The following is a 25,240-nucleotide window of genomic DNA, read 5'->3' on the forward strand; positions in this document are numbered from 1 at the left end:
CTCGACGCGCACCGGGTGATCGTTGCGCTCCTGTGAGGTGAGGGAGGGGTGGGGGCTGCCGGACGCTGGCAGGATGGAAGGCATGGTGACCCTGCTGCTCGACTCGACGCAGCTCGAGGTCGTGCTCTCGCCGACCGAGCGTGCGATGTCTTTCCGCAAGAGCAACATCGTCGTCCCCCGTGAGCACATCGAACGGGTGCAGCTCACCGACGACGCGTGGACCTGGATCCGCGGTGTCCCGAACCCCGGGATCAACCTGCCCGTCGCGGTCGGCGCGGGCACCTGGAAGTCGGCCGGTGGGAACGACTTCGTCATCATCCGGGGTCGCAAGCCCAGCGTGGTCATCGACCTCTCCGGTCATGAGGAGTTCGAGCGCCTGGTGCTGACGACGAAGCACGGGGTCGCGTTGCTCAAGGCGTTGCGTCTCGACGTGGCATCCGAACCCGAGAACGTCGCCGACATCGTCCGCTGACGCCCGCGCGGGCCAGCGCCCACGCTCGGGCTGTCGCCCGCCGGCACCCGCGCCCCCCTCCGCTCGTTGAGTGTCCAAAACACCCGGACGAATTTCTCAAGCGTCCGGGTGTTTTGGACACTCAACGGGTACCACGACGCCTGAGACGCAGCTTCCGCGAGCCAGCGCTAGGAGGTGAACTGCACCACGGTGTCCCACGCGAGCTTGACGATGAGGATCGACAGCGTGACGAGGAACACGATCCGCACGAAACCGCTGCCCCGCCGGGTCGCCATGTGAGCGCCGATGAAGCCGCCGGTGACGTTCATCGCGGCCATCGCGAGCCCCAGCACCAGCAGGATCTCGCCGTGGACGCCGTACACCGCGAGGGCGGCCAGATTCGTGGTGAGGTTCGCGATCTTCGCGTTGACGCTCGCCTGCAGGAAGCCGTAGCCCAAGACGCTCACGATGAGGATGACGAAGAACGAGCCCGTTCCCGGCCCCAGGATGCCGTCGTAGAACCCCACCGCGAGACCGATCGCCGCCGCCCGCCAGGCGATGGCCACCGCCTTGTCGTGCCGCGGTTCGTGGTGCAGGCCCATCCGGGGCTTGAGCAGGGTGTACAGCGCGACCGCGATCACGGCCACGAGGACGATCGGGGTCAGCACCTCGCGGGGGACGAACCGCGAGAGCGCGGCGCCGGCGGTGGAACCCGCATACGCCCCCGCCACGAGGGGGATCAACAGGACGAGCTGCACCCTGATCTTGCGCAGGTACACCCAGCTCGCCGACAGCGTTCCGAAGAACGAGGACAGCTTGTTGGTGCCGAGGATGAACGGGGTCGCGACGTCTTTCGGAACGGCGATCACGAGCGCGGGGAGCTGGATGAGTCCGCCCCCGCCGACCACCGCATCGACCCAGCCGGCGACTCCCGCGGCGATCAACAGCAGCACGAGGGCGGCCACCGAGACGGGGAGCCACTCGGCGATCACCGGTCCATCGAGCACGGTTGATTCTCACTGACCCCGCAGCAGCCGACCAAATGCGGGGACGATGAGCGCACTCGTCGCGGGTGCGCCCCGCTCAGTCGATGTCGCGGCGCCAGGTCGTGAAGAAACCGATGACGAGGAAGACGACCGCGTACCCCAGCAGAACGAGGCCACCGACCCACCAGTCGAGAGCGCTGTTGTTGCCCGTGCCCATGGTGCCGAAGATCGTCTGCCCCACCAGGGCGTCGCTCGCGGCGCTCGGGAACCACTTGACCACATCGCCGAAGCCCTCGACGAGCCCGCCGATGGTGCGCACGATCGGTTCGATGAACAGTGTCACGGCCAGCACGATGACGATCGCGGCGACCTGATTGCGCACGACCGTGCCCACGCCGATGCCGATCAGGGCCCAGAGGGCGAACGCCAGCAGCATGCGCCCGATCAGCACCCACGTGTCGGAGGAGCCGAGCTCGGCGTCGATACCGAAGACGCTCAGCACGCCCGCGCCGGCGGCGACGGCGGCGATCGAGCCCAGGATGCCGTAGAGCAGCCCGACCACGATGCCGATGACGAATTTGCCGACGAGGACGACGCCGCGGCGCGGGGTCGACAGGAAAGTCGGGGTCAGCGTCTTGTGGCGGAACTCGGTGGTGACCATGAGCGTGCCGATGAGCAGCGGGAAGACGTAGCCGACCGCGGTGGCCGAGCTGTAGACGAGAGGCGGAACGCCGGCGCTCGACATCAGGGGGCCACTCGCTCCGGTGAGCTCGCCCGAAGCGAGCCCTCCGAAGACGAAGGCGAGGGCGGCGGCGGTGAAGCCGACGTAGGCGACGAGCACGATGCCCAGCACCCACCAGCCGGCGGTGCTGAACTGCTTGGTGTACTCGGAACGCGTGGCGGCGACGAGGCTCATCGCTGCACCTCCTGGCCGGCGGGCGTCTTCTCGGACGGGCTCTCGGGCCGGTCGCCGGAAGGTGTGGGCGCGACGATGTCGATCACACCGGTCGAGGCCACGGCGTAGGACTGGCGCGGACCGGCCTCAGACGTCAGGGGCGTCTCGGCCGCGGTGCGCAGCGTGCGGGGTGGGGCGATGACGGCGACGAGGGCGGTGGAGGGACGCGCGTCGTCGTGCGGGGCCGGTGCCTCGGAAGAGAGATCGTCGTGGCTCACCGCGGGGGCGGGTGCGCCGGTCGGTGCGGGGAAGGCGTCGAGACCCGTCGCGGGCGCCGGGGTCGCGGCATCCGGGATCGATTCGGTTGCGGGGACCGCACCCGCGCTCTCGTGCACACGCACCCCGCTCACGAGCTCCAGGAAGATGTCTTCGAGGCTCGCGCCCTTGCTCTGCAGGTTCGACAGGGCGATGCCCGCGCCGGCGGCCAGGCCGCCGATCTCGACCGGGTCGTGGTGGCGGATCGTGAAGCCGTTGCGCAGCAGCTGGTACCCGATGCCTCGCTCATCGAGCACGCGCGACAGAGCCGCTCGGTCGGGGGAGTCGACGACGGTGGCGTACTCGTCGGGGTCGGCGAGGTCTTCGATGCCGCCCTGGAACACCAGACGGCCGCGCGAGATGATCAGCAGCGCGTCGACCGTCTGCTGGACTTCGGCCAGCAGGTGCGAGGAGATGAGGACGGTGCGCCCCTCTTCGGCCAGGTGGCGCAGCAGGGAGCGCATCCAGCGGATGCCCTCGGGGTCGAGGCCGTTCGAGGGTTCGTCGAGGACGACGACGCCCGGGTCGCCGAGCAGTGCCGTGGCGAGCCCGAGGCGCTGGCGCATGCCGAGAGAGAAGCCGCCGACCCGTCGGCCCGCGACGTCGGCGAGACCGACCAGGCCGAGCACCTCGTCGATGCGGGAGGCCGGCAGCCCGGCGGCGCGGGCGTACACCTTGAGGTGGTTCGCGGCGGAACGGCCGGGGTGGAAACTCGAGGCCTCGAGGGCGGCTCCGACGGTCTGCAGCGGCGACGACAGCTCGCTGAAGTTCTTGCCGCCGATCGTCGCGGTGCCCGAGGTGGGACGCACCAGCCCCAAGAGCATGCGCAGCGAGGTGGTCTTGCCGGCGCCATTGGGACCGAGGAAGCCGGTGACCTGCCCGGGTTCGATGCGGGCGGAGAGATCGTCGACGGCGGAGATCGAGCCGAAGCGTTTGGTGAGCCCGGCGAGCTCCAGCACCTGTCCGTCGGGCATACGGCACCTTTCGTTCTGCGTGCGTTCTTCCTATCTTCCCCGATCCGGGGGCGAAAACACAGTTATCCACAGCCGAGGGCGCGGCGGACCGGCTGTGTAACGTGGCACCGTGCACGCACAGCGAACCGAAGACGTCAGCGCGGGCGACACCGCTGCCGACAGTGTCCTGGTCGGGGGTCGCGGTGGCCTCGGTCATCTGACGCTGAACCGTCCGAGGGCGATCAACGCCCTCGACCTCGAGATGATCCGCGCCCTGAACCTCACGCTCGACCGCTGGGAGCAGGACACCGACGTCGACGTGATCCTGCTCGACGGTGCCGGCGATCGTGGATTCTGCGCCGGCGGGGACGTGCGGGCGCTCCACGAGATGGTGACGGCGGGCCGCGTCGACGAGGTGCACGCCTTCTTCCGCGAGGAGTACGCGCTCGACCATCGGATCGCGATCTCGCGCAAGCCCGTGGTCGCGATCGCCGACGGCGTCTGCATGGGCGGCGGCATAGGCCTGGCCGGTCACGCGGCCATCCGCATCGTGACCGAGCGCTCGAAGCTCGCCATGCCCGAGACACGTATCGGGTTCACTCCCGACGTGGGCGGATCGTGGTTGTTGGCTCGAGCCCCCGGCCGGCTGGGCGAGTACCTCGCTCTCACCGGCGGGACGATGGATGCCGCCGACGCGGTGTACGCCGGCTTCGCCGACCATATGGTGCCGACCGCGCATCTCGAGGCGCTCTACGAAGCACTTGAGAACCGCGCCGATCCGTCGAGCCCCACCGAGCTGGTGCTGCTGTTCGATGAGACCCCGGAGCGCTCACGGCTCGAGGACGCCCGCGAATGGGTCGACGACGCCTTCGCGGCCGACGACGTCTTCGGCATCCTGGACCGCCTTCGTCGGCGTCCCGAGGTCGAAGCGCGCGAGACGGCCGAGCTGCTGGCCTCGTCGGCGCCGACCGCGCTCGCGGTGACGCTCGAGGCCGTGCGTCGAGCTCGCGAGCTGCCCTCGCTCCGCGCTGCCCTCGCGCAAGAGTACGGACTGGTCATGTGGTTCGCCCTCACGCAGCCCGACCTCGTCGAGGGGATCCGCGCGCAGGTCGTCGACAAGGACCGGTCGCCGTCGTGGTCTCCCGCGCGACTCGACGACCTTCCTCCCGAGCGCGTCGCCGAGGCCTTCGCCTACGCGCCCGAGCCCGCGCTGTGGTGATCGAGGCCTGACCTCGCCGTCCGGGCCGCACTCAGCCGCAGCGGGTTAGCCTGAGAGGCGCCGCGTCCTCGCGGCAGAACGGATGAACGCACGTGTTCGACAGTCCTATGTCGTCCTCGGCATACGAGGTGCTCCGCGTCGCGGCCGACATCGACGAAGAGGGCCTGCGCCGCGCGTACCGCGTGCGTCTACGCGAGACGCACCCCGACACCGGGGGCGACGCCGCGTTGTTCGTCCAGGTGCAGCGCGCGTGGGAACTCGTGGGAACGCCCGAGGCGCGCAGCGCCTACGACCGGGGCCGCGGGACGGCTCCCGGGGAATGGGGCGGTGGGGTGCCGGCATCCGCTCCCTCCCGTCCGAGCGACACGCGTCCGCGCGCACGCTCGCACGGCCAGCCCGGCGGGTGGCGACGCGAGCGCTACCTCGGACTCATCCGCGAGTGGGTGGGACGCGGCGTCGAGATCCCCGACCCCTACGACCCCGCACTCGTGCGCTCGGCTCCGCCCGAGATCCGGCACATCCTCGCCGACGCGCTCGCCGAAGAAGAGACCGCGCGCCTCGTCTCGGAACTGGGCATGGGCTACACGGTGTGGCACGACGTGTTCGCCGATCGCGACGGGCGCGACCCGGAGCAGAAGCTTGACCACCTCGTGCTCGGACCCAGCGGCCTCTACGCTCTGCTGAGCGAGGACTTCGGCGGCCCGGTGGGCGTGCGGCGCGGCGAGATCACCGGAGCGAACGTCATCGGCTCCCCGGTGACCGAGCTCGTGTCGCGGGCGCGTGTGATCGCGCGAGCGGCCGGCGTCCGCTTCAGCGGAGCGATGGTGGTGCTTCCCGACGACGCCGTGCTCGATGCGATCACCGAACTCGGCAAGGTGCGCGGAACGCCCGTGGCCCTGGTCACGCGCAGCGCCCTGACCACTCTGTTGCGTCGGGGGATCACGGGGGGTCGCGAGGTCGGCGGCACCGAACTGTTCGATATCCGCACCAGGTTGCAGCAGCGCGTGCGGCACGTCTGATCAGCGACAGGTCGCCGCGACCTGCCTAGGGTGGAGTCATGAGTACCGACGAGACCTCGGGTGCCTCGGCATCCGACGACATGAAGCGCAAGTTCAAAGAGGCGCTGGAGAAGAAGAACGGCCAGCACCGTTCGGGTCAGGCGCACCTCGACGGCCACTCCGCCGTGCAGGGCACGCACGGAGCGGTCACCAAGCGGGAGTTCCGCCGCAAGAGCGGCTGAGGCCTCCGCCCATCGTCACCCGAGGTGTCGGGGACCCCTCTCATGAGCGGCGTCCCCGGCACCTCACGCGCGTTTCAGGGGCGCTTCGAAGAACGCCAGCTCGAGCGACATGGATCGGTCGTACGCCGTGGCCATCTCGTGCCGGAGGGGAACGGATGCCGATCGTGCGGCGGCATCCGCGATGCGCGCCGCCTCGGCGGATGACGCGGCGAACGTCTCGTCTCCGTAGGCCGTGAGCCAGTCGGCGTAGGGATGGTCGTCGGCGAAGGTGCCTCGCCAGCGCACGCCGATGTCGGTGTACAGAACGAAGCAGGGCAGGATCGCGGCCACCAGCACCGCGTACGACCCGGCGGCCGCTGCCGCGTGCAGGTGGTCGGTGTAGGCCCAGGTCGCCGGGGCTGCCTCGAGCCCGGCCGGATCGACGTGCGACTGGTGCAGCGCCGCCTCCTCGACCAGGCACGACACCGAGGCCGTCGCCCAGAACCGCTGTTCGTCGACCGTAGGAGCCAGAGCCGCCGCGCGGGCGAGCACGCGGGCGTACTCGCGCAGGTACAGCAGATCTTGCCCGAGGTACCAGGCGAACGCGTCGCGGTCGAGATCCCCGGATGCCAGACCCCGCACGAACGCGCACGCATCGACGTCGGCGCGGATCGCGGCGGTGGCATCCCACCGTGCGCTGCTCCAGGATCGGTCGAGGTCGATGTGCGGGCGCAGCTCGTGCAGGTGATCGATCGGGCCGTTGCCCCGGCCGACGTGCAGCGCCTCGGCGTGTTCGAGGGCGCCGGTGAGCCAGCGCTTCGCGCGGGTCAGGGCGTCGGGCCATGAGAAGCCGTGAGCGGCGAGGGTGGCCATCGCCGACGAGAGCGAGCACCCCGTGCCGTGGGTGTGCGGGGTGTCGACGCGACGCCCTGGAACCTCGCGGAGACCGGTGGAGTCGACGATGGCATCCGGGCACTGTCGGCCGTCCAGGTGCCCGCCCTTGAGGAGGACCGCGGTGTCGGCCGTGGCGGCGAGCTGTTCGGCCTGAGCGACCGCGGCCTCCCATGTCGTCGCGACGGGTTCGCGCACCAGCACCGCGAGCTCGGGGAGATTGGGGGTGACGAGATCCGCGTGACGGCAGAGCGCGCGCACGGCGTCTTCGGCGTCGGAGTCGAGCAGTCGGTCGCCGCTCGTGGCCACCATGACCGGGTCGAGGACGACGACAGGTGGTCGCGTGGCGGTGAGCCAGCGTTCGACGGTGGCGATGACCTCGGTCGAGCCGAGCATGCCGATCTTGACCGCGTCGATCTCGACGTCGTCGCTGACCGCGCGGAGCTGCTCGTCGAGGAAGGACGCCGGCGGTACGTGGACCGACCGGACGCCGAGGGTGTTCTGCGCAACCAGGGCGGTGACGGCGGCCATGCCGTACCCCCCGAAGACGGCGATCGACTTCAGGTCGGCCTGGACGCCCGCCCCACCGGTCGGGTCGGTGCCGGCGATGCTGAGGACACGGGGGATCATGCCCCGGCCTTCCACGCGGTGCGCAGGTCGCGCACGGTCGCGCTCGGGTCGTCGCTCTCGCTCACGAGCGAGACGACGGCGACTCCCGCGGCACCGGCCCGACGCAGGGCCGTGACGTCCGCGATGCCGATGCCCCCGATCGCGACGCACGGGAGGGGAGTGGATGCCGCGAGCTCGCCGAACCCGTCGATGCCGAGCGGTCGCGGGTGGTCGGGTTTCGTCGAGGTGGCACGGATGACGCCGACGCCGAGGTAGTCGACCGTGCCCGCGGGCAGCGCCTCGGCCGCGGTGAGGTGCGCCGGGGTGTTCGCCGTCCATCCGATGAGGGCGTCGGGCCCGAGCAGCGCGCGCGCCGCGTCGACGGGCAGGTCGCTCTGGCCGAGATGGATGCCGTCCACCCGGGCGTTGTCTCGCCGGGTGCCGGGTTTCCGGCCCAGGCGCTCGCGCGCGGCGAGGACGACGTCGAGGCGATCGTCGACGACGAACGTGCAGCGTCCCGCGATGACGTCAGCGAGGTCGAGCGTACGGGCGAACAGTTCTCCGCCGCTCGCGACCTTGTCGCGCAGTTGCACCACGCTCACGCCCGCGGTGACGGCCTCGTCGACGAGGTCGCGCAGGCGCGCGAACGGCAGGCTGTGGTCGGTGACGAGGTGCAGGGACAGGTCGGCGGTCATCGCGTGACCTCGGTGTCGACGCGGACGCGTCCGTCGAGGTCGGCGGGCTCGATCGCGGCGAGCTCGTCGAGGAAGGCCACCGCGAACGATCCGGGCCCTCTCGTTCGGGATGCCGCCCGCTCCGACGCCACGGCCCAGATCACGCTGGCGGTGAGAGCCGCGTCGAACGCGGGGGTGACGGCGAGCAGGCTCGCCATCGCGGCGCCGAGGGCGCAGCCTCCGCCGGTGACCTTCGTCAGGAGGGCGCTGCCGCCGCTCACGCGCGCCGTGCGGGTGGCATCCACGATGAGGTCGGTCTCTCCGGAGACGGCGACGGTGCCGCCGGTGCGGATCGCGAGGGAGCGTGCGGCGTCGAGGGCGTCTTCGGCGGAGTCGGTGGCGTCGACCCCGCGGCCGCCGGAGCCGGTTCCCGCGAGGGCGAGGATCTCGGAGGCGTTCCCGCGGATGATCGCCGGGTGCTCGCCGAGCAGCTCGTGTGCGAGGGCGGTGCGCACGGGCAGGGCGCCGACGGCGACCGGGTCGAGGACCCAGGGTGTTCCCGCGGTGACGGCCTCTCGGGCGGCATCCCTCTGCTCGCTCGTCGGGGTCCCGAGGTTGACGAGAACTCCGCCGGAGATCCCGGCGAACATCCGGGCCTCTCCGGGGATGTCGCACATCGCGGGCGAGGCGCCGAGAGCCAGGAGTGCGTTGGCGGTGAAGTTCGTCACCACCGCGTTGGTGATGCACTGCGTGAGCGGCGCGGCCTCGCGGAGTGAGCGCAGCGCTTCGGTGGGGGTGGATGGAGACGACGACGTGCGAACGACCATTCGCGACATCCCTTCGCTAGTACGAACTAGATCAGGTTCGACGGGTGTGTTCTCAGCCCTGGCGGGCACCCCGTGTCACTGCCTGGCACGCTAGCAGGTCGTCGGCCTCCGGATGCCGTGGTTCGTTCGCCGCGCTTCAGTCGTCGCGTGAGCCCGCGGCGGCGTTCTCGGAACGCGGTGCGGTCTCGTCGTCGTCCTCGAGACGCGGTGCGATGGGGCCGCCGAGACCGCGTCGCTCGTCGCGGCGATCGGAGCGTGAGCCCGATCCCATGCCCCCGGCGCCTCGGCTGCCGGCGGCGCCGGCCGTGCCGCCGGCAGCCGTGCCGCCGGCTCCACCGGTGGAGGCCGAGGTTCCGGCTCCGCGGCTGCCCGCCGCGGCGGCGTTCGCGCCGGTTCCGGACGTACCCGTGCCGCCTGTGGCACCGCCGACCAGGGAGCCGGTGCCCGAGCGTGCGCCGAGTCCGGCACCGGTGGCCGAGGCGCCGCTCTTGCCCAGGAGGCCCCCGCTGCCGCTGATCGGGCGTCCGGCAGCCGCGGTGCTCGCGCCCCTTCCAGAGCTCAACCGGCTCAGCGCGGCGGCGCCACCGCCCCCTGCGATCAGTCCCGCCGAGAGGCCCGAGCCGAGGCCTGCGCCTCCGCCGGAGATGCCACCACCGGGGAAGGAACCCCCGATCGAGCCGGGGCCCGAGATGTGTCCGGGCAGGGTACCGATGCCGGAGATCGAGCCGTCCGGCGTGGGCGGGGTGTAGTGCGGGGGGACCTGCCCGAGGTCGATGCCGGGGCCGCGGGGGGCGTCGGGACGGGGAATCAAATGTTCGGGCGTCGGTGCGGTGTGGACGGGGTCCGCCGGGTCGAATCCGCGGGGAACAAAGGTGGGCGAATCGTTCGTCGATTCCGCCGGCCTAGTGCCGGGACGAGGCCCGCCCTCGGAGGGGAATCCCCCGGTCGTGCTGGGAGTCCCCTCTTCAACGAAGCGTTTCGGCTTGATCACCTGGAACTCGGCCGGCGGGGGTGAGGGCGGGTTCAAACCCTGCAGCGTGCCGCTGACGGATTCAAAATCCCGCTTCGCCTGAGCCTCGCGCTGCTGACTGAGTTGTCCGTTGAACGCCTGCACAGCCCCTTCGCCTGCCAGCAAAGCCAGCGGCCCGAGAATGAGCGTCGTACCCACAGCAGCGGTTCGGACCAAAGACTCCTGTCCCGAGGTCAGCTGGCCTGCCGGGAGATTGGCAAGTCGTTCACGCGCATCATCTCGAACGCCGTTGGCGGTTTCGAGGGCGGTCTGCAGGGTCTTCTCGAGATAAACGATCTGCTCCCCGATCGTGGTTCTCGCGGCGAGGAACTTCGCGGAGGCTGCGTCAGCAGAATCGCCCTCGATGCCCGGCTGCTGCGCGGCCGCGCCGACGACATCACGCAATTCGACCAGCTTGGCAACCAGGTTTCGCACAATAGGGACGTCGAAGGGGGCACCGCCGTCGGCGATGTTGATGAGACCCTGCTCATAAGGACCGGTCATCGCGCTGCTCCTGTTCGGTTTCTTCTCGTTCTCGTAACCACAACCAGGGTGATGACCGCTCCGGCGAGAACGGCGATAGCGAGAGCGGCAACGGTGATCGGCAGGAGCCAGCTCATGGCGGTCGACGCGTTTTGCGGCGAGTCATCCCCGGATCGGGGGGCGGCCGGGCCCTGAGGGGAGTCGGCTTGAACGGCCGGCGGATAGGTGAACCCACGTTGAGCAGCGGCCTCGATCTCGGCGTCTGTCGGTTGCGGGTCCCCCCGTGAAAGTAACGGATTCTCGTTCGGGTACTGCGAGGGGCTCTCGCGGAGGAGGTGCGCTGGCCAGGCAAGACCGTACCCGAATCCGCTCGCAGAATCGTAGGCCAGCTCGTGGTCGTCCTTGCCGGTGTTGTGGATCGCACTCTGCAAGAGTTGATTGCCCGTGGCGTCTGCGTACTTCTGTTTAGTCAGCGCTAGCATGCCCGCGACAAGTGGCGCTGCGAATGACGAGCCGGAAGCTGCAACCGATTGAGTCCAGGAACCGCCCACTCTCCCAATCGTGGGGAGATCCACGCCCGGGGCGACGAGTGTCGTCCATGCCAGCGCAAACGGACTTCCATCGGCGGTCTTCTGAAGTGCCCCAGCCTGATCAACCGCGGATATATTCAGCACACCACGGAAGCCGTCAAGACCCTTCCCTTTGGGGGTGGTCGGGTTAGAAGTCGCCGAGATGAGGATGACGCCCTTCGCGATGGCGTTCGCGACGACGTCCGCGTCGCCTGAGCGCGGAGAATCGAGCACAGAGGTGGTGACAATCTGAGCGCCCCCATCGACCGCACGTTGGATCGCCAGAGCGCCGGAGCTGAGCGTGTCGGCGAACTCCGATGCAGTACAGGCTTCGCCCTCTCTCGTGCCATAGCTGTAGAACGTAACGTCCGCGTCAGGCGCTATCCCCTTGATGGCCCCGGGACCGTCCCCTGTACCGATGATGTGCGCCACGAGAGTCGTTCCATGCACGGAGTCACCTGTCACCTCTGTGGTGGTGGGCAGTGGATACTCGGCGCACAGGGACCGCGCATCGACCGTGAGGTTCCGTCCTGAGAATGAGGGAAGATCCGGATTGATGTTTCCGTCGATCACCGCGATTTTCACGCCTTTTCCGGTCCACCCCTCAGCATGGATGGCGCCGATGCCGTAGGCGTCGTACCACCACGAACTGGGCTCATCGGCTGCGGAAGCTGAGGCGCTGCCGCTGGCAACGAGAAGCACCGCCAGGGCCGAGGCGGCGAGCCGGTTCCGAAGTCGCCGAAATCTCATTGGCCGAACCCGGATCGCGACGCTGCAGTATCGGACTCGGTCGGAGTGGGGGCGCCCGGGGCCGAGGGCGAGACCGCCGAGGTTGATGTCGGGGTGCCGACCTCGTCGATAAGCGCCGTCATACGGCGGGCCTCGTCGGCGCTCATCTGATTTCTTTCCAGCAGCAGCCGCACGGCGTCGGCAAGCGCGTCGGCATTGCGGGCGGTGAAGTTGCGTACCTCCTGGATACGCCCGGCGATCTCGGCGGCGACACCCTCGAGCTTCTTCATGTACGCCTCGGGAGCGTCCTCTTCGCGATTGCCGTGGACGACGGTGATCGCGTCGTCGTCGGGCAGCTCGTCGCTCGCTCGGCGGATGCGCGAGACGTGATAATCGCCGACTCCGTCTTCGACTCGGATCATTCCGACCATGTCCAGGTTGTTCCTCTCGCGCGGGGCGGGAACGGGGGTCCTGACGACTTGTATGAGCGTCGCCCCCCGGTTTCGCTTGCGACTCCATGATGGCGCATGTGCCGTCATGTGCAAGCCGGTTCTCCACAGCGGCCGACGTGCCCGGGGACGCAGTGATTTCGCTGCTCAGGCCCTGCCTTGCGAGAGGACACTCGATGCGGTCAATAGCGCGCAGAGAACCCGCCGTCTGCATGCAATAGCTGACCGCTGATCCAGCGACCCTCGTCGGAGAGGAGGAAGGCCGTGACACGCGCGATGTCGTGGGGTGTTCCGAGCCGACCCAGGGGATGGTGTGCGGGCAGCTGGTCGCGGGTGGGGCCGTCCATCCATCCCGTGTCTATGGGACCCGGATTCACGACGTTCGCGGAGATACGTAGCGGACCGAGTTCGCGTGCGGCCGAGATGACGATCCGATCGAGAGCCCCTTTCGAGGCGCCGTAGGGCAGATTGCCGGTGGTGTGATCGCTCGTGAAAGCGATGATCGCCCCACCGGTGGCGTCGACCTGTCGGGCGAACGCGGCGATCATCAGGAGAGACGCGCGGGCGTTCACTGCGGTATGGCGATCGAAACTCTCGGCAGTGGTGTTGAGAATGCCGGATTCGATGTCGTGAGCATGGCTCAGCACCAACGCCTGTATCGGCCCGCGGTCACTCGATACGCGCTCGACGAGACGTGTGGGGCCCGAGGTGCTTGCGAGATCACACGGGTAGTCGCCGTCGACAAGGTCGCTCGTTACGACGTCCCATCCGTCGTTTCTGAGCCGGGGCACGATACCCGCGGCGATGCTGTCAGCTCGCGCTGCTCCGGTTACCAAAGCGAGAGGCATGGGGCCGAGCGTAACGGCCATGCAATCCCATGCCCGCGCGCAGATTGAGCTCGTCGGGCTCGCGATGGCGCGTCAGAAAGGTGGGGGCATCCCATCATCGTGGGGGTCGGGCGGGGGCGGGTCATCGGGGAGGAATCGGACGGCGGGGGAATAGGGGAGGGGCTCGTCGGCGTAGGTGCGACCGGTCGGGCTGGTCCAGTGGAGGATCCCGCCGGGATGCTGTGTCACGGTCCACCGGGTGAACTGCTTCTGGGTGTGGTGGCGTTGGCAGAGGTGGGCGAGATTGGCGACGTCGGTGGGGCCGCCGAGGGCGTAGTCGTGGGTGTGGTCGACATCGCAGCGGATGGCGGGGACGGTGCAGCCGGGCCAACGGCAGTGGCGGTCGCGGGCGCGGACGTGACGGTCTAGGGCGGTGGTGCGCTGGTAGGTGTCGGTGTGCAGGACCGCCCCGGTGATCGGATGAGTGACGACCCGGTCCCAGGGGACGGTGGTGGCATCAGCCAGGGTTCGGGCTGTTTCGGCGTCGATGGGGCCATGTCCGATGAGCTCGGCGGGGTCGTGGTTCTCGCGGTCGGGCGTCAACATCGTCAGCGCGGGCACGATGACTTGCACGCGGGCGCGGATGGCGCCGAGGGTGCCGGGGCCGTCGTCGGTGCGGGTGGGGTCGGCTCCGGGGGAGCCGGTGAGGAGCAGGTCGGCGAGGATGTCGGCCCGTAGCTGCGCGGTCGTGCGCTCATCGGCTGACGCGTCGGGGCCGTCGAGGCGGTGATCGATCAGGGCGCGGGCCTGGTGGGTGAGTCGGTCGTAGATGCCGACCGCCAGGACCGTGGGAAGGGTCGCGACGAGGTCCGACATCCCGTCGTGCCCGGTGGTGATGCGCACGCAACGGGTGTCGCGGCCGCGGCGGTGGCGTTCAGTGAGGGTGGTGGGATGCAGTCGTTCGGCGAGGACGGCGAGGCGCGAACGCAGCCGGCCCGGGCTGAGACCCTCGGCGGTGGTGACCGCGAGCGCATCGAACTCAGCCCGTACGTCGACCGGGAGAGGGGAGCCGATGTCGAGGATCACCCCCACGTGGGCGCGGGTGAGGACCCCGCCTTCCCAGGCGGAGAGCGTCTCGGGGTAGTCGTCGACGAGGGCCATGGCGCGACCGATCTGGGTCTGCACGGTGCGGTCGGAGATGTTCTCTGCCGCGGCGATCTCGGATGCCACCTCGCGCAGGGCGAGCTCTGCGGCGCGGGAAGACGCGCAGAGGCCTGCCATCACGTCGAGGGCGAGGTGACCGGCTTCGGCGAGGGCGCGGGTGCGGGCTGCTTCGGCGTGGGCGACTGCGGCGCTGGCGCGTCGGACCTCGTCGACGAGGGTCGACAGGAGGCGTGGCCTGCCGGGGTTCGTCGGAGAGGTGTCATCGTGCATGTGTGCATGCTAACGGTGACCTCCGACATCGAAGTGTGTAGAAAATCCCAGATGGGGATAACTTCTTGGGGTGCCCGCCTGGGGAGGAGCGTGGTCCGGCGAAGCGGGCCGGGCGGTCGAGGAAGCGTGCGATGCAGACCGCCTCGACTGGTGTTCACGACAGGCTCATCAACCTCGTGGGAGCGCCTCGATCGGTGGCCCCGACGACCCCAGCCGCCCCGGGTGAAAGCGGGTGGCGGACGGGGCGTGACTGGCCGTTCCGACGGATTCAGCCACCGGATACGAAAGCGACCGTCGGCTCCGCGTAGCCAGCGCCGCACCACGGCGCGTGGCCCCCACCGATTGCGCAGCACCGCCCGTACGAGCTCGATCGCCTTCTCGGACGTCACCCCGAGATGCCGTAGCGCAGTGCGTCTGTCGCCCCCACCGATCTCGCAGCACCGCCCGTACGAGCTCGATCGCCTTCTCGGACGTCACCCCGACGTGCCGCACCGCAACGCGTCTGTCGCTCCCGCCGATCGCGCAGCACCGCCCGCACGAGCTCGATCGCGCGCTCGGACATCACCCCGAGGCGGCGCACCGCAGCCCATCGGTCGCGCTCAACGGTCCCGCAGCGCCGCCCGTACGAGCTCGACCGCGTCGTCCGCCGACACCCCGAGGCGCCGCACAGCCTCGACGTACGTGCGCGCCGCACCCGCGGCGCGAGCGGAGGCCGCGTCGGCCCCCTTCACGAACGTGCCGGCACGACCGCGGGTTTCGACGTACCCCGCCTCCTCGAGCTCCCGGTACGTGCGCGCCACCGTGTTGGCGGCGAGGCCGAGCTCGGTCGCGAGCGCTCGCACCGGCGGCAGCCGCGTCCCCGCGACGAGCTCGCCGGCCTCGATCTGCGCGATGACCTGCGCCCGCACCTGCTCGAACGGCGGCGTCGACGAGGTGGCATCCACGGAGAGTCTCATGGCTCAGTCGTTCAGACCGAAGAGGTCGAGCGGGTGTGTGAGGCGCCACCAGGGGCTCGGCGGCTCGATCTCGCCGGTGAGCTTCACATCGACCGTGTCGGCGTCGACCGGTCCGGTCGCGGTGAGCGTTCCGACGGTCGAGCCGGCTTCAGTGGTGTCGCCGAGGGCGAACGTCGTCGAGGTCTGCGCGGCACCGCCGTTCCACAGCACGACCGTGGCGTCGGACTCCGTCACGAGATCGATGTCGGGGCCCCACAGCGTCTCGGCCTTGCCCACCAGTGTGCCGGCCGGCACCGACGGCTTCGGCTGCAGCTCCTGCTCGATGCGGGCGAAGAGATCGCGTGCCGCCTGATTACGGCTGTCGGGGCCGGGCTGACCGAGCACGGCGGCGTACGCGCGCACGGTGGCGGTGCCCACGGTGATGTCTTTCGCCACCAGCAGGTTCCACGCATCGAGCGTGCCCGTCTTCACCCCGATCACTCCGGGGTCGGCCAGCAGCGCGTTGCCGTTCTTGAACGTGCCGGCTCCGGGCAGGGTCAGCTCCGGGGTGCGCACGATCTCGGCGATCACGGGATTGGCGAGCGCCCGCTCGGCCAGTGCGATGAGCGCGGCCGGGGTGGCGGTGTTGCCGGCTTCGATCCCGGTGGGGTTCACGATCGTGATGCCCTCGATGCCCCGCTCCGCGAGGTACTGGGTCGCGGCGGCCGCGAACTCGGCATCCGTCCCGAAGAGGTCTGTCGACAGGCGCTGCGCGTAGTTGTTGGCGGAGGCGATGAGCATGCCCTGCAGCATCTGCAGCTGGGTGAGGCTGCCGTCGACGGGAAGGTCGAGCGAGGACTCCCCGCGGGCCCGGTACTGCCAGTAGTCCGCGCTGTCGGCCTGCGTGAAGGTGTAGCTCTTGCCCTGTTCTCCCGGGGCGAGCGGCAGTCGATCGAGAACGACGAGTGCCGTGACGACCTTGGTGATGCTCGCGATCGACTCGGGAGCGCTGGCCGACGACGACAGCGTGTCGGGGATTCCGTCGAGCGCGATCGCCGCTTCGCCCTCGGCGGGCCACGCCGGAACCGCCGCCGGAGCAGCGATCGGCTGCACGGCGACCGCCCGGGTCGTCGGCATGACGGCGTTCAGCGGCCAGAGCAGCGTCGTCGCGGCGTAGGCGGCGATGATCAGCACGAAGAGCAGCGTGGGGATGATCGTTCCGGGGCGCAGCACCGGCCGACGCGCACCCGCGAGCAGGTCGACCGAGCGCGAGGTGGCCCCCGAGACAACGAACGTCGGGGTCGGTCGCGGGGCTCCCGCTTCGTCGGGATCGACCCAGAGCAGCGCTCCGAGCGCGACCGGCAAAGGCGTGGCGCGAGCCTCACCGGAGGAGACCTCGGATGCCGGGGGCTCGCTCACCGCGGCATCCGCCACCGCGCCAGCCTGCTCCGCCTCCCCCGACCGCAGGGCAGGGGACGTGGCATCCGGAAGCTCGAGGGCGGGGCCGAGCTCGCCCGTCGTCGACAGAGCGGGGCCGAAGTCGCCGGAGGTCGCCGCGCGAGGCGAGGAGTCCTGGGCACGCAGCGCACGCCGTGAGGCCGGGGTCTGCTCGTGCACCCGCCCACGCTACCCCGCGACACCCCTCTATACTCATCACGACAACCACGGGAGTCCGGTGAGCCGGGCTGAGAGGAAGCGAATCCACGCTTCGACCGTCGAACCTGATCCGGATCATGCCGGCGCAGGGAGGAGAGAAATGCACACGTCCACGTCTGCCCCCGCGAACCGTTCATCGGTCGCCGCGACGAATCGCTTCTCGTGGCGCGTCGTCGACATCGTCGTCGCCGCCGTCCTGGGCGTTGCGATCGGCCTGCTCTTCTGGGGTTGGAACACCGTCGGCGGCCTCTGGTTCACCGCGATGGACGGCCTCACCCCGGGTCTCGGCGGGATCGCCGTCGGCATCTGGCTGATCGGCGGCGTCATCGGCGGCCTCGTCATCCGCAAGCCCGGGGCGGCGCTGCTCGTCGAGCTGATCGCGGCGATCGTGTCGGCGCTCATCGGCAACGTGTGGGGCGTGACCACGATCTTCTCGGGCCTGGCCCAGGGCCTCGGTGCCGAGCTGATCTTCCTCGCCTTCCTCTACGTGCGTTTCACGCTGCCCGTCGCGATGCTCGCGGGTGTCGGCGCCGGTGTCGGGGCCTGGGTGCTGGAGCTGTTCCTCACGCCCAACATCGTGAAGTCGCTCGAGTTCAACCTCATCTACCTCGGTACCCTCGCCGTCTCGGGTGCCCTGCTGGCCGGTCTCGTCGGCTGGCTGCTCGTGCGCGCCCTCGCCGCCACCGGGGCGCTCAGCCGCTTCGCCGCGGGCCGGGAAGCGCGTCGCGACGTCTGATGCGGGGCCCCGCACGCGTCGACGTCGAGGGCTGGGGCTGGCGCTACGCCGGTCGGAGGCTGCCCGCCACGCGCGAGGTCGATCTCGTCATCGAGCCCGGAGAGCGTGTGCTGCTGCTCGGGGCCTCGGGAGCCGGCAAGTCGACCCTGCTCGCGGGGCTGGCGGGTCTGCTCGGCGGCGCCGACGAGGGTGAGGTCAGCGGCCGGATCCTCGTCGACGGGGGCGCGCCCGAGGCTCAGCGCGGGCGCATCGGCCTCGTGCTGCAGGACCCCGAGGCGGGCATCGTGCTGTCGAAGGTGGGCGACGACGTCGCTTTCGGCTGCGAGAACCTCGGCGTCCCGGCGGCCGAGATCCCGGCGCGGGTGGCTGAGGCCCTGGCATCCGTGGGGCTCGCCGTCCCCCTCGACCGCCCCACGAAGGCGCTGTCGGGTGGGCAGAAGCAGCGTCTGGCCCTGGCGGGGGTGCTGGCGATGCGACCGGGACTGCTGCTCCTCGACGAGCCCACCGCCAATCTCGACCCCGAGGGCGTCGCCGAAGTCCGCCGCGCCGTCGAACGGGTCGTCGCACGCGAGGGCACCACCCTCGTACTCATCGAGCACCGTACGGCCGTCTGGGCCGACCTGATGACCCGCGTCGTCGTCCTCGCTCCGGGTGGCGGCGTTCTCGCCGACGGCCCTCCCGACCGCGTCTTCGCCGAGCACGGCGACGCGCTCGCCGCGGCGGGGGTGTGGGTGCCGCAGCGCCCGGTCGACCTTCCCGTACTCGAGCCCGCCTCGACACCGGATGCCGTTCTGCGGGCGTCCGCGCTGTCGACCGGGCGTGAGAGGCACACGGTCGTCGCGTCCGGGCTCGACCTTGACCTTCCGCGCGGTGCCGGAACCGTGATCACGGGACCGAACGGCGGGGGAAAGTCCACCCTCGCGCTGACCCTCGCGGGGCTCCTCCCCGAACTGGCGGGCGAGGTCGTCGCCGCCGAGGAGCTCTCGGCGCGCGGGGGTCGCCGCCCCTCTCGTTGGAGGTCCACGGAGCTGCTGACCCGCATCGGCACGGTCTTCCAGGAGCCCGAGCACCAGTTCCTCGCCTCGACCCTGCGCGACGAGCTCGCCGTCGGACCCCGCGCTCTGCGCAAGGCACCGGCCGAGGTCGACCGCATCGTCGACGAACTGCTGGAGCGTCTCGATCTGGCATCCCTCGCGCTTGCGAACCCGTTCACGCTGTCGGGAGGCCAGAAGAGACGACTGTCGGTGGCCACGGTGCTCGCCGCCTCTCCCGCCGTCCTCGTTCTCGATGAGCCGACCTTCGGCCAGGACCGTCGCGGTTGGATCGAGCTCGTCGCCCTGCTCCAGCGGGAGATAGAGCGCGGGCGCACGGTCGTCGCCGTCACGCACGATGCGGACGTGGTTCGTCACCTCGGGCAGCACCGCATCCGGCTGGGGGACGCCGCGTGACCGCCCTCGCCGTCGAACGCCCGCGGACGGCCTGGCTCGACGGGGTGAACCCCGTCACCAAGGTCGCGATGGTGCTCGTGCTCGCGGTTCCCCTGCTGGTCTCGATCGACGCGGTGAGCGCGGGGACGGCCCTGATCCTCGAGCTGCTGTGCGTACCGCTGACGGGGGTGGCCTACGGAACCGTCCTGAGACGTCTGGTGCCGGTGATCGTCTTCGCCCCCGTCGCCGCGGTGAGCATGTTGCTCTACGCCCGGCCGGGCGGAACCGTCTACGGCACCTTCCTCTTCGCCACGGTCAGCGACGACTCCATCGCCCTGTCGCTGGCCGTACTGGTGCGCGTCGTGGCCCTGGCCATGCCGATCATCCTGCTCTTCGCCCGCACCGACCCCACCGAGCTCGCCGACGCCCTCGCGCAGGTGGCGAAGCTGCCCAGCCGTTTCGTGCTGGGGGTGCTCGCGGGTGCCCGCACGGTCGGGCTGTTCGTCGACGACTGGCGCACGATGAGCCTCGCCCGCCGCGCCCGGGGCCTGGGCGACCGCGGGGCGATCCGGCGTTTCTTCTCGATGGCGTTCGTGCTGCTCGTCTTCGCCGTGCGTCGCGGCACGAAACTGGCCACCGCGATGGAAGCCCGCGGGTTCGGGTCCGACATCGAACGGACCTGGGCGCGTCCGTCGACACTCTCGTCTCGGGATGCCGTGGCCCTGGGCGCCTCGGTCGCGCTCATCGTCGTCGCCCTCGCGGCGGCGGTGCTGTCGGGGGCGTTCCGGGTGGTGGGGACGTAGGTCCCCGCCGGGGGGCCGATGACGTCGCGAGGGTGGCCGACGACGCGGTGCGTCATGGGTGCTCGATGCGGAGCGGGCGGCTCAGAAGACGTACTCGAAGCAGAGCGAGCGCGGCATGGTCTCGAGATACGGCTCGTACACGGGGATCGGCGTGAACCCCGCGGCGGTGTACACGCGCAGCGACTCGGGCTGCATGCGCCCGCTCTGCAGGATGACGCGCCGTGCGCCAGCGCGTCGGGCGAGGTCGACGACCTCGGCGGTGAGCGCCGAGCCGATGCCGCGTCGACGGCCCGCGGGCACGACGACGAGGCGCTTGAGCTCCCATTCGTCGCCCAGGCGGCGCAGGATGACGTGCCCGAGCGGGGTGTCGTCCGCATTGATCGCCAAGAGGGTGGCGACGACCTGCTCGGCGTGGACGGCGAGCGCCTCGGCGCGCTTCGCGGCGACCTCGGGGGAGTCCTTGGCATCGGCGTCGCGATACCGCTCGTCGAGGTCGGCGTCCAAGACGCCTCGGAGCGTCACGGCTCGGGGATCGTCGACATCCACCCTGTCGATGCGGAAACCGGGGAGATTCACCCGTCGAGCCTAGGCGTGCCCGGGAACCACGCGGTGCGGAGGGACGGTACGGCGTGGAGCAGGACGTTCGGATCCTGGGGAAAAGGAATGCGCGCCGGAGACGAACGGTTCCGACATCGACAGAATGAGCACGGGGGATGCCATGGGATTGTCGTTCGGGATACTCGCGGTGAGTGTGGCCGTCGCGGGCGCCGTGATGTTCGTCGCCATGCCGCGTTGCGGAACCCCGGGCCCCACGACGCTCTTCTTGCGGTTCGCCGCCGTCGCGGGGGTGACGGCGGCCGGTTCCAGCGCGATGTACTTCATCTACGGCGCGGGCGGTGGCATCCTGACCCTCGTTCTCGGGGACGTGGGGATGATACTCGCGCCCGCCCTGCTCATCATCGCGCTGAGCGCCCTCGAGGGGCGGCGCGCGCGGAGGATCTCGGCGGTGATCCTCGCCCTCGTGCTCGTCGTCGCCGTGGTGACCGCCACGGTGCCGCTCCCGAACTCTCTCGCGGTGAAGGCCGTCGCCCTCGCCACCGCCTGCGGCGCGTGCGCCTGGGTCGCCGCCCACTCTCGCGTCGAGCCCTTCGGCCCCCTTCGCGTGATTGCGCTGGCGACTGCTCTGTTCGCCGTCTATTCGCTGTCGCGTGCGATGGTGGGCGTCGTCATCGGCTGGGACTCGCCGCTGTATCGCTACGCCTTCTCATTCGCCCCCGCGACGATCCTCGGCGCTCTCGCCGTCGTCGCGATCGGTGCGGCGGTGGTGCGCGTGCGTTTCGGTCCGCGCGTCGAGACGGAGCCCGTTCACTGTCCGGCGGGGGCGACGGTCGTCGTGGGCGATTGGAACCTGGCATCCGCCGCCTATGGTCCCGATCGCATGCGGGGGCTCGTCGCCGACCTGCGCTCCGCCGCACGCGATCTCGATCCCGGCGCCGCCGACGTGCCCCGCGGGACCGAGACCATGGTGCCCGATGCGGTCTCGGCGCTCGGCGCACGCCTGCGGAACGTCTACGGGTGGGAGCCCGAGCAGACCATCCTGCTCGTGGACGGCACCGCCACCGTGGCGATCCGCACGCAGCAGGGGCACTCCGCGAGGAGGAAGAGAGGCTCGTCGCGGTCCTGAGTCTCGACTAAAGTGATACTCGGTTTCAGCTTTCGAAGGAGAACGCATGGATATCGCAGGAGCATCCGCCCTCGTCACCGGCGGTGCCTCGGGACTCGGTCTCGCTACCGCGCGCCGGCTCACGGAGGCCGGAGCCCGTGTCACCGTCGTCGACCTGCCGTCGTCGAACGGCGCCGCGATCGCCGAAGAGCTGGGCGGGTCCTTCGCCGCCGCCGATGTGACCGAGGCCGAGCAGATCGCCGCCGCAGCAGCTCTCGCGGCCGAGGCCGGGCCCCTACGCGTCGTCGTGAACTGCGCGGGGATCGCCCCACCGGCCAAGGTGCTCGATCGCGACGGTGCCCCTTCTTCTCTGCGGGATTTCGAGCGTGTCATCCGCGTCAACCTCATCGGCACCTACAACGTCATCGCGCAGGCATCCGCGGTCATGGCGAAGACCCAACCGACCGGGGGCGGCGACCGCGGCGTCATCGTGAACACCGCGAGCGTCGCCGCCTTCGACGGACAGATCGGTCAGCCCGCGTACTCGGCGAGCAAGGGCGGCGTGCACGCCATGACGCTCCCCATCGCCCGTGAGCTCGCGCGCCACGGCATCCGGGTCGTGACCATCGCCCCCGGCATCATGGAGACGCCGATGCTCAAGGGCCTGCCACAGGCGGCGCAGGACTCCCTCGGGCAGCAGGTGCCCTACCCGTCGCGCCTCGGCGCCCCCGACGAGTACGCGCGCCTCGTGCTCGCGATCGCCGACAACGGCTACCTCAACGGCGAGACCATCCGACTCGACGGCGCGATCAGAATGGCACCGAAATGACCGACGGCATCCTGCTCCACATCGACGACGGGCTCGCCCGCGTCACCTTCGACCGCCCCGCCTCGCTCAACGCGATGGACTTCCCTATGGCCGCGCGCTGGCGAGAGGTCGCGCACGAGGTCACCTCCGACCCCTCCGTCGGAGCGGTGATCCTGGATGCCACGGGCCCCGCGTTCTGCGCGGGAGGCGACGTGGTGGCCATGGCGACCACCGGTTCGTCGGGCGCCGAGGTGACCGAGACCGCTCGGGCGATCCACGACGGTATCCGCACCTTCGCCGAAGCGCCGCTGCCGATGGTCGCCGCCGTCCAGGGCGCGGTCGCCGGCGGCGGACTCGGGCTCATGCTGACCGCCGACTACGTCGTCGCGAGCGAGAACGCCCGCTTCGTCAGCCGCTACGCCAACATCGGGCTGACGCCCGACCTGGGTGTGTCCACTCTGCTCCCCGCCGCGATCGGCCAGCGTCGCGCGCTGCAGCTGCTGCTGCAGGACCGCATGCTCGATGCCGCGGAGGCCCGGGAGTGGGGTCTGGTGGCCGAGGTCGTGGCATCCGAAGCGCTGAGCACCCGCGTCGAGGAGATCGCGCGCTTCTGGCTCGACGGCGCGACCGCGGCGTTCGGGCAGGCGACGCGGTTGGTGCGCGTGGGCGCCGGACGGTCGTTCGGTGAGAACCTCGACGACGAGGCCGCCACCATCGGCGCCGCCTTCGATACCCCCGAGGCGCAGGCGCGGGTTGCCGCGTTCGCCGCCGCCTCCACGAAAGGACGCTCGTGACGCTCTCGGGAAAGACCATCCTCATGTCGGGCGGGAGCCGCGGGATCGGCCTCGCCATCGCGCTGCGCGCCGCCCGCGACGGCGCGAACATCGCGATGCTCGCCAAGACCGACACCCCGCACCCGAAGCTCCCCGGCACCGTGCACACCGCCGCGGAGGAGATCCGCGCGGCCGGCGGGCAGGCGCTGCCGATCGTGGGCGACGTCCGCGACGAAGCCTCGATCACCGAGGCGGTTCTTCGCACCGTGGGCGAGTTCGGCGGGATCGACATCGTCGTCAACAACGCCAGCGTGATCGATCTGTCGGGCTCGTTGGACCTCGCGACCAAGAAGTACGACCTCATGCAGGACGTCAACGTGCGCGGGACGTTCCTGCTGTCCCGGGCCGCGGTGCCCCAGCTGAAGGATGCCGAGAACCCCCACATCCTCTCGCTGTCGCCGCCGCTGAACGCCACGCCCAAGTGGCTCGGCGCGCACACGGGCTACAGCCTCGCGAAGTTCGGCATGACGATGGCGACCCTCGGCCTGGCGTCGGAGTTCGCGAGCGACGGGATCGCCGCGAACACTCTCTGGCCGCGCACGACGATCGCGACCGCGGCTGTGCAGAACGTCATCGGCGGCGACCGCCTCATGGCCGTCTCGCGCACGCCCGAGATCTACGCGGACGCCGCGTACGAGGTGCTGTGCGCTCCGTCGCGCGAGGTGACCGGGCAGACGCTGATCGTCGAGGACGTGCTCGAGCGCGCCGGAGTCACCGACTTCGGCAAGTACGCCGCCGTGCCGGGGACCCCGGACACGGCGCTGTACCCGGACATCTTCCTCGATTGATCGCGGGGTCATCCCCCGCATAAACGCCGTTCGCGCGCAGAAACGCGCTGTGCTCGTGTTTGCGTGAGCTGATCGCGTTTCTGCGCGCGTGAGGGCGGCCGGAGGAGCGAGTCATCCCCGCGGGCGGAGGAGGCGGGGCGATCTCGGAGAGGTGAGCCGGACTCAGATCAGGCCCAGGTCCTCGAACGCATTGTGCACGCCGTCGTCGAGCACCGCCGTCGTCACCCGACCGGCGAGGCGCTGCAACTCGGCGGGGGCGTTGCCCATCGCGACGGGGGTGCCGACGACCTCGAACATCTCGACGTCGTTCCAGCTGTCGCCGATGCCGATGGCATCCGCCGCCGACAGGCCCAGCTGGGAGAGCACCGCGGTGATCGCGGAGCCCTTGGTGACGCCGGCCTGACCGATCTCGCCGTTCGAGCCGCCGGGAAGGGGGATCGAACCCGGGATGACGTGGAAGTCTTCGCCCAACTCCGCCGCCGCGTGGGCGACGGTGTCGATCGAGGGGCTGACGAACACGGCCTTGGCGACGGCGTCGCGGTCGACCTCGGACACCGGGCGGGGCTCGCGCCACAGCGGTTGTTCGGGCGGAAGGCCCTGCGCCTCGAGTTCTGCCGCGCGACGCTCGTGGCGCTCGCGCCGGTACTCCGTCATCACGGGGCCCATCCCGGGGCTCGCGTACACCCCGCCGTGCGTCTGGAGGAAGTAGTGGATGCCGTGGGCTTCGAAGTACCGCTCGAGCTCCTCGACGGCCCCGCGGGGCATGGGGCGTTCGACGATGGGGGTGTCTTCGCCGGGATCGCCGCCGCGGGTCGCGTACGCACCCCCGTTCGTGATCGCGCCGTCGAAGCCGATGGCCAGCACCTCGGGGTGGATGTCTCCTGCGGAGCGACCGGTGCAGAGCCACACGAGATGGCCGTTCTCGCGCGCCGTGCGCACGGCTGTCACCGTCGAGGGCGCGATCACCGAGCCGTGCTCGAGGATCGTTCCGTCGACGTCGAGGAAGGCGATGCGGGTCATGTGCACTCCAGAAGGGGATCGGCGCCGGGTCC

26 protein-coding genes and 2 riboswitches are annotated in these 25,240 nt (G+C 70.4%); of the genes, 11 read left to right on the plus strand and 15 right to left on the minus strand.

The features are described from left to right. The first annotated feature begins 82 nt into the window (after window positions 1–82). On the plus strand, window positions 83–472 hold the full coding sequence (locus AB6V29_RS12795) for a hypothetical protein (protein ID WP_267788472.1): 390 nt from the start codon (window positions 83–85) through the stop codon (window positions 470–472). A gap of 167 nt (window positions 473–639) precedes the next feature. Here AB6V29_RS12795 and AB6V29_RS12800 read toward each other — a convergent pair whose 3' ends face one another. The 3 genes from AB6V29_RS12800 to AB6V29_RS12810 form a co-directional block, all read right to left on the minus strand. Next, the gene (locus AB6V29_RS12800; RefSeq protein ID WP_210075931.1) at window positions 640–1,458 is read right to left on the minus strand and encodes a TSUP family transporter; all 819 of its coding nucleotides are present in this window, start codon (window positions 1,456–1,458) and stop codon (window positions 640–642) included. Window positions 1,459–1,534: 76 nt separating this feature from the next. Continuing rightward, the gene (locus AB6V29_RS12805; protein ID WP_267788471.1) at window positions 1,535–2,353 is read right to left on the minus strand and encodes an ABC transporter permease subunit; all 819 of its coding nucleotides are present in this window, start codon (window positions 2,351–2,353) and stop codon (window positions 1,535–1,537) included. Further along, entirely contained in the window at window positions 2,350–3,621 is a 1,272-nt protein-coding gene (locus AB6V29_RS12810) for an ABC transporter ATP-binding protein (RefSeq protein WP_369359059.1), read from the minus strand. The genes AB6V29_RS12805 and AB6V29_RS12810 overlap by 4 nt, the downstream gene beginning before the upstream one ends. 109 nt (window positions 3,622–3,730) lie before the next feature. Here AB6V29_RS12810 and AB6V29_RS12815 point away from each other — a divergent pair, with 109 nt between their 5' ends. The 3 genes from AB6V29_RS12815 (at window position 3,731) to AB6V29_RS12825 (ending at window position 6,059) form a co-directional block, all read left to right on the plus strand. Beyond that, window positions 3,731–4,819 carry an enoyl-CoA hydratase/isomerase family protein gene (locus AB6V29_RS12815; protein ID WP_267788468.1) on the plus strand — a complete coding sequence of 363 codons (1,089 nt, stop codon included), beginning with the start codon at window positions 3,731–3,733 and terminating at the stop codon, window positions 4,817–4,819. Between the two features lie 92 nt (window positions 4,820–4,911). Continuing rightward, window positions 4,912–5,838 carry a DnaJ domain-containing protein gene (locus tag AB6V29_RS12820; protein ID WP_267788467.1) on the plus strand — a complete coding sequence of 309 codons (927 nt, stop codon included), beginning with the start codon at window positions 4,912–4,914 and terminating at the stop codon, window positions 5,836–5,838. Between the two features lie 38 nt (window positions 5,839–5,876). Next, a complete protein-coding gene (locus tag AB6V29_RS12825) occupies window positions 5,877–6,059 on the plus strand; it encodes a DUF5302 domain-containing protein (RefSeq protein WP_210075941.1) in 183 nt (60 codons plus the stop codon). 63 nt (window positions 6,060–6,122) lie between these two features. On the opposite strand, the gene thiD is transcribed toward AB6V29_RS12825, so the two are convergent. The 10 genes from thiD to AB6V29_RS12875 form a co-directional block, all read right to left on the minus strand. Next, window positions 6,123–7,559, minus strand: a complete 1,437-nt coding sequence (gene thiD / locus AB6V29_RS12830; protein WP_369359062.1) for a bifunctional hydroxymethylpyrimidine kinase/phosphomethylpyrimidine kinase — start codon at window positions 7,557–7,559, stop codon at window positions 6,123–6,125. Beyond that, window positions 7,556–8,233: a thiamine phosphate synthase gene (locus tag AB6V29_RS12835; RefSeq protein WP_369359065.1), complete on the minus strand. Its 678-nt coding sequence runs from the start codon at window positions 8,231–8,233 to the stop codon at window positions 7,556–7,558. The genes thiD and AB6V29_RS12835 overlap by 4 nt, the downstream gene beginning before the upstream one ends. Continuing rightward, window positions 8,230–9,039 (minus strand): hydroxyethylthiazole kinase, encoded by an 810-nt coding sequence (gene thiM, locus AB6V29_RS12840; protein ID WP_369359067.1) that lies wholly within the window; start codon window positions 9,037–9,039, stop codon window positions 8,230–8,232. The genes AB6V29_RS12835 and thiM overlap by 4 nt, the downstream gene beginning before the upstream one ends. Further along, window positions 9,031–9,122, minus strand: a riboswitch (TPP riboswitch). (Overlaps the previous gene by 9 nt.) A 53-nt stretch (window positions 9,123–9,175) precedes the next feature. Then, complete coding sequence (locus AB6V29_RS12845) at window positions 9,176–10,552, minus strand: hypothetical protein (protein WP_369359070.1); 1,377 nt, start codon at window positions 10,550–10,552, stop codon at window positions 9,176–9,178. Then, window positions 10,549–11,802 carry a S8 family serine peptidase gene (locus AB6V29_RS12850; protein WP_369359071.1) on the minus strand — a complete coding sequence of 418 codons (1,254 nt, stop codon included), beginning with the start codon at window positions 11,800–11,802 and terminating at the stop codon, window positions 10,549–10,551. Before AB6V29_RS12850 ends, AB6V29_RS12845 begins: the two co-directional genes overlap by 4 nt. Window positions 11,803–11,846: 44 nt before the next feature. Then, the gene (locus AB6V29_RS12855; RefSeq protein WP_369359073.1) at window positions 11,847–12,260 is read right to left on the minus strand and encodes a hypothetical protein; all 414 of its coding nucleotides are present in this window, start codon (window positions 12,258–12,260) and stop codon (window positions 11,847–11,849) included. A 200-nt stretch (window positions 12,261–12,460) separates the two neighbouring features. Further along, window positions 12,461–13,126, minus strand: coding sequence for an SDR family oxidoreductase (locus tag AB6V29_RS12860; RefSeq protein ID WP_369359074.1), 666 nt, complete (start codon window positions 13,124–13,126; stop codon window positions 12,461–12,463). A gap of 72 nt (window positions 13,127–13,198) precedes the next feature. Beyond that, window positions 13,199–14,539, minus strand: coding sequence for a DUF222 domain-containing protein (locus tag AB6V29_RS12865; protein WP_369359076.1), 1,341 nt, complete (start codon window positions 14,537–14,539; stop codon window positions 13,199–13,201). 599 nt (window positions 14,540–15,138) lie between these two features. Continuing rightward, window positions 15,139–15,495, minus strand: a complete 357-nt coding sequence (locus tag AB6V29_RS12870; protein WP_369359079.1) for a GntR family transcriptional regulator — start codon at window positions 15,493–15,495, stop codon at window positions 15,139–15,141. Window positions 15,496–15,498: 3 nt separating this feature from the next. Next, window positions 15,499–17,091, minus strand: coding sequence for a D-alanyl-D-alanine carboxypeptidase family protein (locus AB6V29_RS12875; protein WP_369359081.1), 1,593 nt, complete (start codon window positions 17,089–17,091; stop codon window positions 15,499–15,501). A gap of 37 nt (window positions 17,092–17,128) precedes the next feature. Beyond that, a riboswitch (TPP riboswitch) is annotated at window positions 17,129–17,239 on the plus strand. Between AB6V29_RS12875 and AB6V29_RS12880 the strand changes: the two genes are divergently transcribed. The 3 genes from AB6V29_RS12880 to AB6V29_RS12890 all read left to right on the plus strand — a co-directional run bounded on the left by AB6V29_RS12880 (window position 17,231) and on the right by AB6V29_RS12890 (window position 20,096). Next, entirely contained in the window at window positions 17,231–17,866 is a 636-nt protein-coding gene (locus AB6V29_RS12880; RefSeq protein WP_210075963.1) for an ECF transporter S component, read from the plus strand. It overlaps the preceding riboswitch by 9 nt. Then, window positions 17,866–19,314: an ABC transporter ATP-binding protein gene (locus AB6V29_RS12885; protein WP_267788454.1), complete on the plus strand. Its 1,449-nt coding sequence runs from the start codon at window positions 17,866–17,868 to the stop codon at window positions 19,312–19,314. The genes AB6V29_RS12880 and AB6V29_RS12885 overlap by 1 nt, the downstream gene beginning before the upstream one ends. After that, window positions 19,311–20,096 (plus strand): energy-coupling factor transporter transmembrane protein EcfT, encoded by a 786-nt coding sequence (locus AB6V29_RS12890; protein WP_210075967.1) that lies wholly within the window; start codon window positions 19,311–19,313, stop codon window positions 20,094–20,096. Before AB6V29_RS12885 ends, AB6V29_RS12890 begins: the two co-directional genes overlap by 4 nt. An 81-nt stretch (window positions 20,097–20,177) precedes the next feature. Here AB6V29_RS12890 and AB6V29_RS12895 read toward each other — a convergent pair whose 3' ends face one another. Continuing rightward, window positions 20,178–20,672, minus strand: coding sequence for a GNAT family N-acetyltransferase (locus tag AB6V29_RS12895; protein ID WP_369359083.1), 495 nt, complete (start codon window positions 20,670–20,672; stop codon window positions 20,178–20,180). Between the two features lie 169 nt (window positions 20,673–20,841). On the opposite strand from AB6V29_RS12895, the gene AB6V29_RS12900 reads away from it, so the two are divergent. The 4 genes from AB6V29_RS12900 to AB6V29_RS12915 are packed head-to-tail and all read left to right on the plus strand — an operon-like array spanning window position 20,842 to window position 24,188. Then, a complete protein-coding gene (locus tag AB6V29_RS12900) occupies window positions 20,842–21,780 on the plus strand; it encodes a hypothetical protein (protein ID WP_369359086.1) in 939 nt (312 codons plus the stop codon). Window positions 21,781–21,826: 46 nt separating this feature from the next. After that, window positions 21,827–22,588: an SDR family NAD(P)-dependent oxidoreductase gene (locus tag AB6V29_RS12905; RefSeq protein ID WP_369359087.1), complete on the plus strand. Its 762-nt coding sequence runs from the start codon at window positions 21,827–21,829 to the stop codon at window positions 22,586–22,588. Further along, window positions 22,585–23,361, plus strand: a complete 777-nt coding sequence (locus AB6V29_RS12910; protein ID WP_267788447.1) for an enoyl-CoA hydratase/isomerase family protein — start codon at window positions 22,585–22,587, stop codon at window positions 23,359–23,361. Before AB6V29_RS12905 ends, AB6V29_RS12910 begins: the two co-directional genes overlap by 4 nt. After that, the gene (locus AB6V29_RS12915; protein WP_267788445.1) at window positions 23,358–24,188 is read left to right on the plus strand and encodes an NAD(P)-dependent oxidoreductase; all 831 of its coding nucleotides are present in this window, start codon (window positions 23,358–23,360) and stop codon (window positions 24,186–24,188) included. Before AB6V29_RS12910 ends, AB6V29_RS12915 begins: the two co-directional genes overlap by 4 nt. Window positions 24,189–24,350: 162 nt before the next feature. Here the strand turns inward: AB6V29_RS12915 and AB6V29_RS12920 are convergent, their stop codons facing one another. Then, entirely contained in the window at window positions 24,351–25,208 is an 858-nt protein-coding gene (locus AB6V29_RS12920) for a Cof-type HAD-IIB family hydrolase (RefSeq protein ID WP_267788444.1), read from the minus strand. Window positions 25,209–25,240: the final 32 nt, after the last annotated feature.

Source organism: Microbacterium sp. 20-116, from assembly GCF_041079415.1.
Taxonomy (GTDB): domain Bacteria; phylum Actinomycetota; class Actinomycetes; order Actinomycetales; family Microbacteriaceae; genus Microbacterium.